Genomic DNA, 12747 nt, shown 5'->3' with positions numbered 1-12747 from the left:
TACCACTCCCAAAAAAGGAGTGGTATTACTTTTTTATTTGTAGATGACGATGGAACCAACGGATTTATCTTTGGCTTGTCCATTTACACGTACCTTCAGTCCGTAGTGCGGAATCTTTCTGCCTGCATCAGGTAAAAACGTATTTTCGAAAGACTTATTGTCATCAAATAGTGAAACAGCTGGCTGGCTAGGGAAATCAATTGTGTAAGTCGGGTAAGTAATATCTAATCCCGAAGTAGGGTTTAATCCAAACGCAGCATCTGCGACTTGGAAGCGGGATATTGCCTCAGTACCCGTGCTTAATTTAATGCTTGATCCAAGGTGTGCATCAACAACCCCTAAGAAACCATCCCCAGGGTGGTCGCCTGTCCAGTTATCTGTATAGCTATCGTCGACATACCACACAACTAAACCACCATCATAGCTCATTAAGGATTTTCCACGTTTAATATGGGCAAGACCTTCATCAACGCCTTTTTGGTTCCGCCATTCTAATAAATAATAGTGGTCTGTAAGTTTATTTCCATCCATCTTTGTGAATTTGTTTAAAGTAAATGGAGAAGAGGCAGTTTCTCCACCATCATCTAAAATTGTTTTTCCATCGGCTACTACTTTAATATTATCAGCAAAAAATCCGACAAGTGATGTACCCCAATCTGTTGCATAACGGAGACGAAGTTTGATTTGTTTACCGGCATAATCAGATAGGTCAAAGGACTGGGCTTGCCATCCATCAGACTTACCTGTGAAGCCTGGCATAGAGCCTAGAATAGTTGGATAACCTTCTGCAACCACATCAGATCTAGTATTGTTGTTTCCTAGTGATTCCCAGGTTTTTCCTCCATCGACTGAAACCTGTGCAAAAGCAAAATCCCACTGTTCTTCAATATCATACCAAGCATCAAATGTTAAAGTGGCTGAAGTCTTTCCTGTTAAATCAACGTCCGTAACCATATTTGAATCCATCTCATCTGCTTGACCGCCCCAGTATTCAAAGCTTCCTGTAGCTGGAGTGTTTACAGGGGTTTTCTTATCAGGTAAATTCACACGGATGGCTTGATTGTTTTGGCCAAGTGGGGAATTGGCTTGATCAAGTAAGAATTGTGTTCCTTTTGTGGAAACATCATTCCATTCAACAACTTCAGGGGCTGTCCATTTACCGCCTAGTGTAGATTGGAAGTATTGTTTAGCCCAAGGGGAGAAGCCAGTTGGTTCAGCACCAGGAATCTTTCCTGCCCAAGAGCCGCTTGACATAATCGACCAATATTCATTTGCCTCTCCTGCACCGGAGTAGACTGTATCGTATTCATCCGGAAGACCTAGATCATGGCCATACTCATGTGCGAATACACCAGTAGCACCGTCTTCAGGCATCATAGTATAATCATAGAATCCTGGTAATCCATTACCGAGGCCGTCAGGATCAACAAGTTTTGCAGAACGGTGCGACCAAATCGCATCATCTCCTTTGGACCCGCCGCCAGCTTCCTGACCCATACCAGAATGAATAATTTGAAGATGGTCTACTAATCCATCTGGTTCCCAGAAGTTTCCGTCGCCATCAAGGTCATGTGGATCTTCTAAGTCATAATCTTTTAAAGGGATTCCTGCTGCTTTTGCAGCTGCGTAAGTGTCAATAACTAATTGTTTAGAACCGCCTGGAGTCACGTTGTCATGTCCCGATGCTTTATCCGCTCCATAATAGGCCGCCGTACCAGGAACCTTCAACCAACCAAAAGCTTGTCCATCAATGGTATAGGTACCACCTGATTGTTCTTCATAATATTGTTTTTGTGAAACCTGATCATCACCATTGGGACCTTTATACTCACCCTTATTTCCAAAAATCATTTCCTCATAATGTTCAGGTGTGTAATCAGAGTAATAGTTGTCTGTTTCCTCCGGCTTAATATTATTATGTTGGAAATCTGAGTACTCTACCATTAAAGTTAACAGTTTTCCCTTTTTCTGGATACCTGGTGATGTTCCTTCTTGTACAGGATCAGGATTACCCTTTAACTGGCCATATTTGTTACCTTTTCCTTTTAATAGCCCGTTAGTAAAATCCTTAAATTTGCGTTGCTTTTCAGCATCCCCAGCTTTTACTTTTGCCGCCAAAGGATCGGAAGTTTTTGCATTTACTTCCTGCCCTTTTAATACTAAGTACTTTTGTAAGGCTTTTTCTTTTTCAGCTGTTGATGCACCCTTCGGTATCACCCCGCGCTTAATTAATGAATCAAGCAATTTATCTTTATTTACTACTGATAAGTCAAGCGAGCCGTAAGACTGTGAGACATTACTAGTACTTTTATGTAGTAATTCCCCACTTGTAAGACTGCTGCTGCTTACATAATTACCGGGAAACCCGGAGAACAATGTACCAGCCATCACTGCTGTTGTTAGACCAGTTTTAAAAAGTTTCTTCAAAGCTAAACCCCCCTAAAATTGATTTGTTGCAAATTAAATATTATTCTGAAAATTAAAACATATCAATAGGAACATTTCAGCAAAAACCGGCTTTTTTTCTAATAATCTGTAAATTCCACTTGATCTTCGACGGCAAATTTAAATATAAGAGGGTAATTTATCAAAAAGCAGAGAATTTTAATGAAAGGATTTGAGCAGCGGATTTCGGATAAGTTCAAAAAATATTCAAAAAAAGCTCTCCAAACTGGAGAGCTTTACCTTCTTGTAAGCAAAAGTATCGTAATTAAATTTATTAATTAATTCCTGTTTTTTTCCTAATACTAGTGAATAAGAAATGCTAAGGACGGTCGAATTTCATGAGGATAATAAATAAAAAAAGTGTTCCTTTCTTGATCTTGTTAGTAATCCATTCTTTCCTCATTGTTTTAAGCTTTTATAAAAGTAAGGATAAAAAAGCAACAGCTATCCTCTTGGGATCGATGATGGGATTCGCCTACTTATTAGAGTTTTTTGTCCTTAATCTATTTAAATCTTACAAATATAAACCGAAAGTAGTAAAAAATAATGATTTGGACAATGTTATTGGTGGGTTCTTGTCTCAATCCATTTTTATCCCGTTTACTGCTGTTTACTTAACTATTACAAAAGCAGGGTGGGGGAAGAAAATTTTTGGTGGTATTTATTTTTCTCTAGTTGAGCTTGTTTTTTTAAGACTAGGTGTATATAAACATAATTGGTGGAGGACAATTTATACCTTTTTTCTGCTTCCGATTTACTTCTTAATAAGTGATTACTGGTATGATTTAATTGCCAAAAAACAAGTAGCAATCCGTAAGATTTCATTCTTTCTAATGATTATGGTAACAGAAACAAATATATTATTGTTGTTAGCTCTTTTGCGAAAAATCCGTTCCGGGTGGGGCAGATACCATGGGTGGACGGAACATTTTATTATCACGCCGTTATATTCAATAACCATTTCATTATTTACTTACTTTAATTTAATAAAGGAGAATAGTGGCTGGGCAAAAGTTAGAATACTTTTATTTGATGGTTGTTTATTACAAATTTTTAATAAAGTAAAAATAATAAAGACAAAAATAAACTTATTTAACTTTATCTTAATTAAGGCAGCAGCGGTGTATATTTATGGGATATATAGAAAGTGGATAAACGCTGATATGGCAAAAGGAATAAATATAAGAAAATAAAAAAAACGCCTCCGAGGCGTTTTAATATGTAAAATGTTTTTATTGATAATAAAATGTGAATTTGATACAATAACTGATGGTATAATACGCAATTTTTTAATTGAGTTTTTAAAACCCTATTATAACATTAACATATATTGATATGTGTTGTCAAGTGATCGAAATCATATATTATCGGGGAGTGGTTAAATGAGTGAAATACAAAGTAAGGACTTACGAGAAGAGCAGGAAAGAATAGGACTGGTTACGAAGGTAATTGATCAAAAAATAAAAAGTCTGCAGAAAAATACTGGTACTGTTCGATCAGATGTTCTCGAAATTCGCAAGAGCTTTTGGGAAGATGTAACGGTTAATACCGATGAACCAGATGATGTAATCGAAACTGCAGCAAGTATTAAGCAGCAGGCCGAATTTCTTTCAGAACGTGAACGTACTTATAAGCACATGGATAAAAATTTAAAGACACTCTCCCGATTGAAATATTCCCCTTATTTTGGCCGGATAGATTTTCTTGAAGAGGGCGAGAATGGAGTGGATCAAGTCTACTTGGGCATTTCTTCATTAATGGATGAGAAGGAGGAAAACTTTTTAATCTATGATTGGCGTGCTCCAATTTCCAGCCTTTATTATGACTACTCTCCAGGCTATGCCCAATATAAAATACCTGAAGGAACCATAGAAGGAGAAATGACCTTAAAACGCCAATTCATCATTCGGGACTCAGACATTAAAGCAATGTTTGATACGGGAGTTACAATCGGTGATGAAATACTCCAAGAGGTATTGGGTAACAATGCAAATACACAAATGAAAAGTATTGTAGCCACTATTCAACGGGAACAAAATGAAATCATCCGGAATGAACGCAGCAAAATACTAATCGTTCAGGGAGCAGCGGGAAGTGGGAAAACTTCTGCAGCACTCCAGCGTGTAGCTTATTTGCTATATCGCTATCGAGGTACTTTAAATGCCGAGAATATAATGCTCTTTTCGCCAAACCCTCTTTTTAATAGCTATGTTTCAACTGTATTACCCGAACTTGGAGAAGATAATATGCAGCAGTCCACCTTCCAAGAATATTTAACTGAGCGATTGGGCAGAGCCTTCGATGTGGAAGATCCTTTTTCACAAATGGAGTATTTGCTTGAGGAAACGGGAATGGAGAATGATCAGATTAGACTTGATGCAATCCGTTTTAAAGCAAGTTTAAACTTTAGAAACATGATTGATCATTATGCTGCTAAACTATCTTCTCGTGGATTAATCTTTAAAGATCTATCCTTTCGAGGCGATGTTATTATTTCAAAGAGGGAAATTAGTGAATATTTCTATGGGCTCGATAGCAGTTATTCAATTCCGAATCGAATTCAGCTTGTAAAGGATTGGTTGTTAAAAGAGTTAAAGCGAGCAGTTAAACGGGAACGTTCTCGCAGCTGGGTAGAGGAAGAGGTTCAATACCTTGAAAAAGAGGACTATATGGAGGCTTTTAAAAAGCTTCAAGAGAAAAATCAATTTACCGAACATACCTTCGATGATTTTGAAATGGAACAAAAGCTGCTTGCGGAAATGGTAGTGAAGGAAAAATTCAAACCCTTATTTGTCAGAGTGAAAAATCTGAAATTTATTGATCTCACAAAAATTTATCTGCAATTGTTTAAGAAAGATGAGCAGCCTGCTAAAGCTGTTCCGAAAAATTGGCCAGATATATGTCAGCAGACCATTGATCAAGTCCAAGATAAATTTATTCCCTATGAAGATGCAACACCGCTCGTTTATCTGCAGGATTTATTGGAGGGACGAAAAAATAATACAGCGATTCGCCATATTTTTATTGATGAAGCCCAGGATTATACCCCTTTTCAGTTTGCTTTTATCCAACGGCTTTTTCCATACAGTAAGATGACACTGCTAGGGGATTTTAATCAAGCCATTTTTTCTGGAGCGACGGGTGCTGAGACCGTTTTAACTGATTTAAATGTTCAAGATGAGGAAATTGAAACTTTTACTCTAACCAAGACTTATCGTTCAACGAGGGAAATTGTCGAATTTTCACGTGCGCTGATTGTGGGCGGGAACCAAATTGAACCCTTTAACCGCAGGGGTAAAAAGCCTACAGTAAAACAGGTTAGGCAATCAAAATTAAATGATGAAATCTTTGAAAAGATCAAAGAGTTGAGAGCAGATGGACACCAAACTATTGCCGTTATTTGTCGGACAGAATCCGAGAGTAAAGCCTTGTTCGAGGAACTTAAAGTCAATAATATACCGCTTCATCTTATTGAAAAGGGCACGGTCTCCTATGAAAAGGGAATTAATGTCATCCCTTCCTACCTGGCAAAAGGAATTGAATTTGATGCGGTAATCCTTCACGATTGTTCCTGTTATCAAACGGAGAGTGAACGAAAATTATTTTATACCGTTTGTACACGCCCGATGCATGTTCTGCATATGTTTGCTACTAAAGAAATTAGTCCACTGATGAGTGATGTAAGTAAAAATTTGTATGAAATGGTTTAATAAAAATAAAAGCGGCAGGGAGCTTCTCATCAATCCTGCCGCTTTTTAATCTATTATTTTTTCCATTGCTTTTGAACTTGTTCCATCGCAAGACGGAAGATTTCATCTTCAGAAGTTTCACGATGTGCGATCACATTCGTCAAATAGCTTTTTCCTTCTAAAGTAACAGTAATGTCTACTTGTACCATTTATATCACCTTTCTTTTAAATAAATAATTAATGTTAGATGTGGGAATTGGTATAATATTAAACATACTATCTAAGGGAGAGAACAGTATGTCGATCGGCTTTGAAGAAATAAATAAAGAGTCATTATATATCGCCCTCGAAATAACTAATTCGAATCGTCCATATAATCTAATGGAAAACGGGATTGAAACCCGTTCACTAACAGAAATGGAAAAGGAATTTATGAATCCAGAGACAATCTCAAGCTTTATTAAGCTTGACGATACTTACATTGGAGTGATAGATTACATACTTGAAAATCCGAAAGATTCTTTTCCTTGGCTCGGATTATTAATGATACACAGTGATTATCAGGGATATGGTTTTGGGACACAGGCATATGAGCAATATGAAAGTGCGATGCGGAGTAGAGGGTTGAATAAAATTCGGTTAGGCATCTTACAAGAGAACACAAAAGCACAGCACTTTTGGGAATCTTTAGGGTTTGTCTATTATATAACATCTAGTGCTCAAAATGGAAGTGGTATATTATGTTATGAAAAACAAATCTAATTTCTTGCCTATGATTAAACTTCGACAACCATAAACTCATCTACAAAGCCATTGACCTGCGCCTTATCAATTTTGTTTTTTCTTATTAATGATTCAGCCATCACTAAATGGGTCTTAAATAATGGATCCTTCTTTAGTTCATGGATAGACACGTCGCCATTCAATAGTTGAATGGCCTTTTCTTTTATGAGTGGATTCTTTGAAGTATTGTAAAGAAGATAAGCAATACAGGTAACCTTGTCCATCTTGTACCCTCCAAACATAAATTCTGTTTTTATAGCATAGTTATTCGCTCTTAGTTTAAATAAATCCTTCTATAAAGCTTGAGAATTGTAAAAAATTAGTGTTGAGAAATGCAGGAAAAAGTTGAAAGGTATTGTAAAGGTTTTCAGGAAAATCATTTAATTTTCTAATATAATGAATAATTTGTTGGATATTGCTTAAAGGATGTGGTATTTTGTATAATATTGAAGGGATAAAAGATAAATGATGTTAGTCAGGATTCTACCTTTCGTCCCTTTGGGAGGAGAGGTTTTTTATTATTCTTCTGGATATATAACTGGCTATTAACTAAACCTTTTACATACGAATTAGGAGGAAGAAGAATGAAACAGACCCTAATAAAAGATTTGTACAGAAATACAGATAGCTATATTGATCAAAAGGTGCAATTATCAGGATGGATTCGGACGATCCGTGATTCTAAAACTTTTGGATTCATTGAATTAAATGATGGAAGCTTTTTTAAAGGAGTACAGATTGTATTTGACGAGGCATTAAGTAACTTTAAGGAAATTTCAAAGCTTCCAATCAGTTCTTCTATTAAAGTAACGGGAGACTTTATTCATACACCTCAAGCAAAACAGCCTTTTGAAATAAAGGCAACTGAAATTGTGGTTGAGGGAATCTCTAATGTAGATTATCCGCTCCAAAAGAAAAAGCATTCTTTCGAGTATTTAAGAACAATTGCCCATCTGCGTCCAAGAACGAATACATTCTCAGCTGTTTTCCGGGTTAGATCATTAGCATCCTACGCCATTCATAAATTTTTCCAAGATAAAGGATTTGTTTATGTCCATTCACCAATTATTACGGGCAGTGACACGGAAGGTGCAGGTGAAATGTTCCGTGTAACCACATTGGATATGGACAATCTTCCAAAGAACGAAGAAGGAAAAACAGATGTAACAAAAGACTTCTTTAATAAAGAAACCAATCTTACTGTTAGCGGTCAGCTTTCAGGTGAGGCGTTTGCCCTGGCATTTAGAAATGTTTATACCTTCGGGCCGACATTTAGAGCGGAAAATTCCAATACAGCGAGACATGCGGCTGAATTTTGGATGATTGAGCCTGAGCTTGCATTTGCAGAGCTGCCAGATATCATGGACTTAGCTGAAGAAATGGTAAAATACGTAATAAGTTATGTATTGGAACAAGCTCCGGAAGAAATGAACTTCTTTAACAGTTTTATTGAAAAAGGATTGTTAGATCGATTGAATCAGGCAAATACAGCAGATTTTGGTCGTGTTACTTACACAGAAGCTATTGAGTTATTGAAGAGATCTGGAGAAAAATTTGCCTATCCAGTTGAATGGGGACTTGATCTGCAAACCGAGCACGAACGTTATTTGTGTGAGAAAATCTTTGAACGCCCTGTATTTGTGACAGACTATCCAAAAGAAATCAAAGCCTTTTATATGCGTTTAAATGAAGACGACAAAACAGTTGCGGCAACAGATTTACTTGTACCAGGAATTGGGGAATTAATCGGTGGAAGTCAGCGTGAAGAACGTGAAGAGATTTTAACTGAAAAAATCAAAGAGCTAGGAATGAATGAAGAAGATTATTGGTGGTACCTGGAACTAAGAAAATATGGCGGAACCAAGCACTCGGGTTATGGCCTTGGCTTTGAACGCTTAATCATGTACTTGACAGGCATGTCTAATATTAGAGATGTTATTCCTTTCCCAAGAACAACAGGTAATGCTGAATTTTAATCATAAAAGTAAAAAGAAGATCCGCGGGATCTTCTTTTTCTTTGTGTACTCTTTATTTTATATATTTTGCAGTTCTTCTTCAAAATAAAATGTACTAGGGTGTTCTTTAACAATATAAGAATACCGCTTCATATTTTTCACATATTGCCATTTAAGAATCGTGACAACTTCACCTGTTTCAATAATATTAACATTTTGACCAGTAGTGTATAGGTTATTTGTGCCTTTCATTTCCACACCCCTTTATGATTCCTCATTAAGTATAACACAAAGATGCTATCTAATAGGATATGGAATCAACAAAAAGAATAATCAAGGCTGTACTCCTTTCCATTATAATGCAACTATGGTATGCTTTACTAAAGTGAGGTGTCATTTTTGACAAATTATAAAGCGAAAAGAAGTAACCTCAAAGAGTTATTATCAAAAAATGGTATGACTCTTGATGGATTAGAAAGAAATACAAACATTCCTAAAAGTCAACTTGACAACTACTTGTCTAAAAAGGTAATGAGCCTTAATTCTGCAATGACCATTTCAAAGGAATTAAATTGCCAGATTGAAGACTTATATGTCTGGTCAACAGACGAGAAGTAGAGCACGGTTATTATTAAAAGGTATTAAAAAAACAGACTTGTTTCAAGTCTGTTTTTTTGCTGTATTTTATACCTCTAAATCACACTTTGCTAAAGGTGTAACTTTAGTCTTTTTAGTGAATTTGTATCCCAGCCATAAAATAAGGAATAAAGGTAAGCCGATGTAAGATACTAATAAACCATTCCAGTCGATGTGGTCACCCATAAAGGCGGAATAATTTTGTCCAAGTACTACAAATGCACAAACTGCAAAGGCAAATATCGGGCCAAATGGGAAAAGCTTTGATTTAAACGGTAATAAGTTAAGGTCTTTTCCTTGTGCTACATAAGCTCTGCGGAAGCGATAATGACAGATGGCAATTCCAAGCCATGCAATAAATCCTGACATACCGGATGCATTTAATAACCAAACATAAACAGTACCATCACCAAAGAAGGAGGCAAGAAATGCAAGGGTTCCAACTAAGGTTGTTACGATTAAAGCATTAACCGGAACGCCATTTTTATTAAGCTTACCAAGGAATTTAGGAGCCTTTCCTTGACGTGCTAAATCCCAAAGCATACGTGTTGATGCATACATTCCTGAGTTACCAGCCGAAAGAACGGCTGTTAAGATAACTGCATTCATTACAGAAGCAGCAAATGCAATACCTGCTTTTTGAAAAATAAGTGTGAATGGGCTGACAGAAACGTCACCATTTGCCAAGTTTTCATTGGTGTAAGGAATCAGTAGACCAATGACTAATATCGCTAATACATAAAATAAGAGAATACGCCAAAAAACAGATTTAACCGCACGAGGGATTGATTTACCAGGATCATCAGTTTCACCTGCTGCAACACCTAACAATTCAGTTCCTTGAAAAGAGAAACCGGCTGCCATAAAAATACCGAGCATCGCCATAAATCCACCATGGAATGGAGCATCACCGACTGTGAAGTTTTTAAAGCCAATTGCCTGGTCTCCCATGATGCCGAAAATCATTAATGTACCTGTGACAATAAAAATAATGACTGTAACTACTTTTATAAGTGAGAACCAATACTCCGCTTCCCCAAATCCTTTTACTGAAAGATAGTTTAATAGGAACATAATTACTAAGAAAATAGCACTCCATATAATTGAAGGGGTATGTGGGAACCAGAATTTCATAATCATGGTTACCGCAGCTAATTCTGCTGCAATTGTAATTGCCCAGTTATACCAGTAATTCCAGCCAAGTGCAAAGCCGAGGGCGGGGTCGACGAATTTTGTTGCATACGTACTAAAGCTTCCGGCCACAGGCATATATGCGCCCATTTCTGCCAAGCTTTGCATTAAGAAGTAAACCATTACTCCAATAACAAGATAGGAAAGAATAGCACCACCCGGACCGGCAGAATGGATTGCGCCGCCGCTGGCAAGAAATAACCCTGTTCCAATAGTTCCGCCAAGTGAGATCATCGTTAAATGACGGGACTTCAAGCTTCGTTTTAATTCATTCGAATCCTTTTTAGCTGTATGATTACCAGAATTAATGTCTTCTAGTGGTCTTGCTGTTTGTGATTGCATAATAAGACTCCTTTTCATTTTTAATAAGAATGAAGCTAACTTACACAAGCTTGGCTGCTTGCGGACTCTAGTTCAAGAAGGAGTGTTGGAATAAAAAATGCCATCGAAGCAGAGTCGATGGCATTTATAATACCCCGCATCATACCTTCCGAAAGATAGCTCAACACGTTTGCTTGGTAGGATCAAACGTGACAGTTCTGTTCCTATTCGAAAACAGACCCAGCATGCTTTTACAGAGAAGAAAGCACACTTCGGCAGCTGTTCCTTTCAAACGGAGTCAAGGATGTCTCTACATCTCGTCCGTGCTACTAATAAAAGCCGCGACCTCTACCTCATCGGTTTTGATGAGGATTTTACTATTAAAATAATATACTACTAAAGTATCATTGATCTCTTAATCTTGTCAATGTGTCGATTTAAAATCAGTCAAATCTAAATAAACAGACTATTTATGCTATTAGAAAAAAACTATTAAGTTTACTTTGATTTGGAGAATCAGTATCATTAAAAAATAGAAATTATTGGGATGCAGGAGGATTGCCATGCAGATTATTGGAGTGATTGTCGGTTCCCTCATTGTAGTGGTGGCATTTAACCTTTTTTTAATTCCTCACGAGGTTTTGAGCAGCGGATTAAGTGGAATATCAATGATCTTAGGGATGATTACCCCGCTTAATACAGGTTTGGCAAACTTCCTATTGAATCTTCCACTTATCATTATTGGTTATAAGATGCTTGGGAAGAAGTTCATTATGAATTCCATTTTGTCTGTTGTGATCATTTCAGTTGGCCTTTACATTGTTCCTTTATTTCCAATCGCGAAGGATGCGATCCTATCATCGATATTTGGAGGTATCTTAACAGGTTTAGGTGTAGGAATTGTCTTTCGTTCATCTGGGTCTACTGGAGGCTTTGACATTATTGGAATGATTGTCTCACGGAAAAAGGATTTTCCTATTGGTGTTTTACTTTCGGGGATGAATGCGGTTGTCATTGTGATTAGCGGGTTTCTCTTTAATTGGGATGCGGCTCTGAATACATTAGTATCTATATATTTGACTGGAAAAGTAGTCGATACTATTTATACAGACCATGCCAAACTGACCTTAATGATTATCACAGATAAAGGTCAAGAGTTGAAGGAACATCTGCTTAGCAATGTATACAGAGGTTTAACTATCATGGACGGGATAGGCGCATATTCAAATGATAAACGTAACATTATCATAACGGTAATTACTCGGTATGAATTAAATGAAGTGAAAAATCTTATTGTAGAGGTGGATCCGTGTGCTTTTGTAAATATAACGGAAACCATTGAAGTAATGGGTTTGTTTCATAGAAAAAATCATTTTTAATCCATAAAAAAGGCCAATCGTTCAGGCCTTTTTTTTAATTTATGCTGGTTTAACAACCTGCATAACTATTTTCGTCTTGGTATCTTTTTCGTATGACCTTAGAAAAATGAAACAAGCTTTGCCAGATAAGGTCGAGTCTCAAGCTCTGAAGAGGAAAGACCATTGAAGCTACGACAGAGAGTCGGAGCTTCAACCCCTGAAGTCGGGAGAACTTTGGAGCTACAGCAGATGAGGAGGAGTCTCAACCCCTGAAGCCGGAAGAACTTAGGAGCTACAGCAGATGAGGAGGAGTCTCAACCCCTGAAGTCGGGAGAACTTTGGAGCTACAGCAGATGAGGAGGAGTCTCA

At 37.1% G+C, this 12747-nt stretch carries 11 protein-coding genes and 1 riboswitch; of the genes, 6 read left to right on the top strand and 5 right to left on the bottom strand.

What is annotated here, in order from left to right; genetic code table 11:
- Positions 1-33: 33 nt before the first annotated feature.
- Positions 34-2427 (bottom strand): immune inhibitor A domain-containing protein, encoded by a 2394-nt coding sequence (locus GXK58_RS06400; RefSeq protein ID WP_160720995.1) that lies wholly within the window; start codon positions 2425-2427, stop codon positions 34-36.
- 479 nt (positions 2428-2906) lie between these two features.
- Between GXK58_RS06400 and GXK58_RS06395 the strand changes: the two genes are divergently transcribed.
- Positions 2907-3638 carry a hypothetical protein gene (locus GXK58_RS06395; RefSeq protein ID WP_160720994.1) on the top strand — a complete coding sequence of 244 codons (732 nt, stop codon included), beginning with the start codon at positions 2907-2909 and terminating at the stop codon, positions 3636-3638.
- Between the two features lie 189 nt (positions 3639-3827).
- Positions 3828-6155: an RNA polymerase recycling motor HelD gene (helD, locus tag GXK58_RS06390; RefSeq protein WP_160720992.1), complete on the top strand. Its 2328-nt coding sequence runs from the start codon at positions 3828-3830 to the stop codon at positions 6153-6155.
- A 53-nt stretch (positions 6156-6208) separates the two neighbouring features.
- Here the strand turns inward: helD and GXK58_RS06385 are convergent, their stop codons facing one another.
- Positions 6209-6343, bottom strand: a complete 135-nt coding sequence (locus GXK58_RS06385) for a BA3454 family stress response protein (protein ID WP_160720990.1) — start codon at positions 6341-6343, stop codon at positions 6209-6211.
- Positions 6344-6431: 88 nt separating this feature from the next.
- Here GXK58_RS06385 and GXK58_RS06380 point away from each other — a divergent pair, with 88 nt between their 5' ends.
- Positions 6432-6896: a GNAT family N-acetyltransferase gene (locus tag GXK58_RS06380; RefSeq protein WP_160720988.1), complete on the top strand. Its 465-nt coding sequence runs from the start codon at positions 6432-6434 to the stop codon at positions 6894-6896.
- Between the two features lie 14 nt (positions 6897-6910).
- On the opposite strand, the gene GXK58_RS06375 is transcribed toward GXK58_RS06380, so the two are convergent.
- Entirely contained in the window at positions 6911-7141 is a 231-nt protein-coding gene (locus GXK58_RS06375) for a hypothetical protein (protein WP_160720986.1), read from the bottom strand.
- 360 nt (positions 7142-7501) lie between these two features.
- On the opposite strand from GXK58_RS06375, the gene asnS reads away from it, so the two are divergent.
- Positions 7502-8893: an asparagine--tRNA ligase gene (gene asnS, locus GXK58_RS06370; protein WP_160720984.1), complete on the top strand. Its 1392-nt coding sequence runs from the start codon at positions 7502-7504 to the stop codon at positions 8891-8893.
- Positions 8894-8950: 57 nt separating this feature from the next.
- Here the strand turns inward: asnS and GXK58_RS26970 are convergent, their stop codons facing one another.
- Complete coding sequence (locus GXK58_RS26970) at positions 8951-9124, bottom strand: hypothetical protein (RefSeq protein ID WP_202171307.1); 174 nt, start codon at positions 9122-9124, stop codon at positions 8951-8953.
- A gap of 147 nt (positions 9125-9271) precedes the next feature.
- Here GXK58_RS26970 and GXK58_RS06365 point away from each other — a divergent pair, with 147 nt between their 5' ends.
- Positions 9272-9490 carry a helix-turn-helix domain-containing protein gene (locus tag GXK58_RS06365; RefSeq protein ID WP_160720982.1) on the top strand — a complete coding sequence of 73 codons (219 nt, stop codon included), beginning with the start codon at positions 9272-9274 and terminating at the stop codon, positions 9488-9490.
- A 66-nt stretch (positions 9491-9556) separates the two neighbouring features.
- Here GXK58_RS06365 and GXK58_RS06360 read toward each other — a convergent pair whose 3' ends face one another.
- Entirely contained in the window at positions 9557-11041 is a 1485-nt protein-coding gene (locus GXK58_RS06360; RefSeq protein ID WP_237389584.1) for an amino acid permease, read from the bottom strand.
- Positions 11042-11189: 148 nt separating this feature from the next.
- A riboswitch (Lysine riboswitch) is annotated at positions 11190-11379 on the bottom strand.
- A 204-nt stretch (positions 11380-11583) separates the two neighbouring features.
- On the opposite strand from GXK58_RS06360, the gene GXK58_RS06355 reads away from it, so the two are divergent.
- Positions 11584-12399 (top strand): YitT family protein, encoded by an 816-nt coding sequence (locus GXK58_RS06355; protein ID WP_160720980.1) that lies wholly within the window; start codon positions 11584-11586, stop codon positions 12397-12399.
- The last annotated feature ends 348 nt before the right edge of the window (positions 12400-12747 follow it).

This window comes from Bacillus sp. USDA818B3_A, from assembly GCF_009928415.1.
Lineage (GTDB): Bacteria > Bacillota > Bacilli > Bacillales > Cytobacillaceae > Neobacillus.
This window is presented reverse-complemented; position numbering and strand designations above follow the sequence as displayed.

Bases quoted from the DNA above. Each gene is read 5' to 3' on its own strand.
- helD (WP_160720992.1), top strand. From the start codon at position 3,828: ATGAGTGAAATACAAAGTAAGGACTTACGAGAAGAGCAGGAAAGAATA.
- GXK58_RS06380 (WP_160720988.1), top strand. From the start codon at position 6,432: ATGTCGATCGGCTTTGAAGAAATAAATAAAGAGTCATTATATATCGCC.
- GXK58_RS06355 (WP_160720980.1), top strand. From the start codon at position 11,584: ATGCAGATTATTGGAGTGATTGTCGGTTCCCTCATTGTAGTGGTGGCA.
- GXK58_RS06385 (WP_160720990.1), bottom strand. From the start codon at position 6,343: ATGGTACAAGTAGACATTACTGTTACTTTAGAAGGAAAAAGCTATTTG.
- asnS (WP_160720984.1), top strand. From the start codon at position 7,502: ATGAAACAGACCCTAATAAAAGATTTGTACAGAAATACAGATAGCTAT.
- GXK58_RS06395 (WP_160720994.1), top strand. From the start codon at position 2,907: ATGATGGGATTCGCCTACTTATTAGAGTTTTTTGTCCTTAATCTATTT.
- GXK58_RS06360 (WP_237389584.1), bottom strand. From the start codon at position 11,041: ATGCAATCACAAACAGCAAGACCACTAGAAGACATTAATTCTGGTAAT.
- GXK58_RS06375 (WP_160720986.1), bottom strand. From the start codon at position 7,141: ATGGACAAGGTTACCTGTATTGCTTATCTTCTTTACAATACTTCAAAG.
- GXK58_RS26970 (WP_202171307.1), bottom strand. From the start codon at position 9,124: ATGAAAGGCACAAATAACCTATACACTACTGGTCAAAATGTTAATATT.